This window comes from uncultured Anaerovibrio sp. (assembly GCA_902786545.1).
GTDB lineage: Bacteria > Bacillota > Negativicutes > Selenomonadales > Selenomonadaceae > Anaerovibrio.
In genome coordinates this window covers 1-2,016 of sequence record CADACU010000101.1, presented here as the reverse complement: position 1 = coordinate 2,016, position 2,016 = coordinate 1, and the positions used below count along the sequence as shown (strand labels likewise).

General features: G+C 42.3%; 4 protein-coding genes. 1 reads left to right on the top strand and 3 read right to left on the bottom strand.

Going from position 1 to position 2,016, the window contains the following annotated elements; genetic code table 11:
• Window positions 1-141: 141 nt before the first annotated feature.
• From QZV24_RS10485 to QZV24_RS10475, 3 genes are all read right to left on the bottom strand, one after another.
• Complete coding sequence (locus QZV24_RS10485) at window positions 142-411, bottom strand: hypothetical protein (RefSeq protein WP_294523607.1); 270 nt, start codon at window positions 409-411, stop codon at window positions 142-144.
• 82 nt (window positions 412-493) lie between these two features.
• Window positions 494-856 (bottom strand): DUF697 domain-containing protein, encoded by a 363-nt coding sequence (locus QZV24_RS10480; protein WP_294523605.1) that lies wholly within the window; start codon window positions 854-856, stop codon window positions 494-496.
• A gap of 436 nt (window positions 857-1,292) precedes the next feature.
• A complete protein-coding gene (locus QZV24_RS10475) occupies window positions 1,293-1,487 on the bottom strand; it encodes a hypothetical protein (RefSeq protein ID WP_294523603.1) in 195 nt (64 codons plus the stop codon).
• A gap of 295 nt (window positions 1,488-1,782) precedes the next feature.
• Between QZV24_RS10475 and QZV24_RS10470 the strand changes: the two genes are divergently transcribed.
• Window positions 1,783-2,016 (top strand): hypothetical protein (locus tag QZV24_RS10470; RefSeq protein ID WP_294523601.1); only part of this gene is annotated, 234 nt, incomplete at its 3' end.

Sequence of the window (2,016 nt, the reverse complement as noted above, 5' to 3'; positions counted from 1 at the left end):
TGGTACCATCTTTTGCTACCAAATTCATAAAATCACGAAGAGGTTCTGGGGTAAAGTTATACTTATCATTATAAATAAACACGTCTAAAAAAAGCTTATCTACTGATTCCATACTGAGTTTCATATTTCTTGCCTCCTAATTCATTCCAACGGAACCTTATTTACATTTTTAGATATTCCATAACAAATATCGTGAACTATGTTATAACCACTCCTAAAATCACTTGCTGTCTTGGCTATTGTACATACATAATGATTACACAATGTAACTAGCTTATAATGTTTGCTGCCTTCAACTACAACCAATCCTAGCTTTTTTAGTTGTTTTCTCAGCCACTTGGTCATAATTCGGTATCCTTTGAAAATTTTTTTCAGTTCAATTTTCATACTGTTAACATCATAAGCTTTCATCATTTTTCCCTCACATTATTGCTGTGAATACGGCAGGGGCTATACAAAAGCCCCCTCTTTACCGTCCACAAAATGCAACTATTTAAGCTGCCTGCCTATCGAAATCCCGGGCAACTTCCCACCCCATAGTTTCAGTAATAGAAGCTGCTACAGTTGCATTAACACACCCTCCGACAACTGTCCCCGCAAAGGGAATCAACTTGATCAGCCCGCCAGCCACTAATCTTCCAGAATACTTGGTAATCGTAGTTAATGCCATAGCTTCTGCGGAAGCTTGAGTCAGTCTTACGTCGAAAACTTTGGACAAAGAGAACACCATAGCAGTCTGAGCTGCCACAATAGCTACTGAATCTGAGCCAGGGATAGGCAATGCTCCAGCAGCTGCAGAAGCAGCAGCTGCTGAGTGAATAATGTACTGGCAAGCCTCATATTGTTCATTCGTCATAATAAATTTCCTCCTATTTACCATAGTGGTACTTTTTAAATTTTCCACTAATACTTTTGAAAATTGATGCTACCGTTGTACCTGCTGTAGCAGATATCGGCAACTTTACATTAAAAATTTCGATTTTCCAACAAAAGATCAAGTCTTTGCCACTTATCCCAGAAGTCAGCGAACAGTGGACTTTCGCCAGCTTGCGTCACTACAAGCACAATATAAGCCACGAGGCGTTGGGGTGGGCGATGCACCCAACCGTATGTATTTTTCAAGGACCATCTATCTGTTTGATTATATTATACCCATATGTTCCATATATGTCAATAGAATTATGTTAAAAAATAGAACAAACTCAAAGCACCACCTATTCCATTTTATAACAGGTGGCAAAAAGAGGACATATATTCTCCAGGGATATATGTCCTCTTAAAAATACTGTTGACTACTTTTTAGAAGTCTTGAAGATTTCGTTCCTTATATACTCATTCTGATTATCCCACGCCTCATAAAACTCCTTCATATCCCAAGGGCTAAACTTAGCTCCCGGGATGGTCTGGTTATACTGGATGATATCTACCCGGTTATGAAGGTACTCCAATTCCTGATGGATATCCTTGATTCCATATATCCAATACATAACGCCCCCGTTATGCAGACATACCATAGGGCTGTAACCAATCCTCTTACCAACACCTCCACCCAGTCCGGCTTCCCCGCCTCCCGGATTTGCTTTGCTGCCACCTTCCCGGCAGCAGTAAACTCTTGGCTCAGTTCTGCAGCCTTTTCACGTAGTGGGGCAAAGATGGTGGCTCCGTCTTGCTGGATCACCTATATTTCATATAAATCCAAAGTAGCTATTGAAGTAGAGGTTTGGGGGCCATAATGCTTCTCGCCACCGCTAAGAATTGCGTTTTTCTGGATGGTGGCAGAGTTTGGAGTACAGCCTTCATTTCCCGCTGCATTTTCAGCTTTTCTTGCTGCTGATTGTAGATGCGCATGAACTGGGCGCGGGCTGTGTTGACCTCATTCTCATGGAGCCTGCAAAGCTCCATGAGGCCGAACTGTCTGGCGGCCTGTTCCACTTCAGGGCAGGAGAATTCCCAAGGTTTGCTGCTGTATGGGCTGATGGTTCGTATTACCCGTTGTACCTCTTCCCAGGCTTCTCC

What these genes read in the sequence shown, in the direction of transcription:
- QZV24_RS10485 (WP_294523607.1), bottom strand. Translation starts at nt 411, where the DNA reads ATGAAAGCTTATGATGTTAACAGTATGAAAATTGAACTGAAAAAAATT.
- QZV24_RS10480 (WP_294523605.1), bottom strand. Translation starts at nt 856, where the DNA reads ATGACGAATGAACAATATGAGGCTTGCCAGTACATTATTCACTCAGCA.
- QZV24_RS10475 (WP_294523603.1), bottom strand. Translation starts at nt 1,487, where the DNA reads ATGTATTGGATATATGGAATCAAGGATATCCATCAGGAATTGGAGTAC.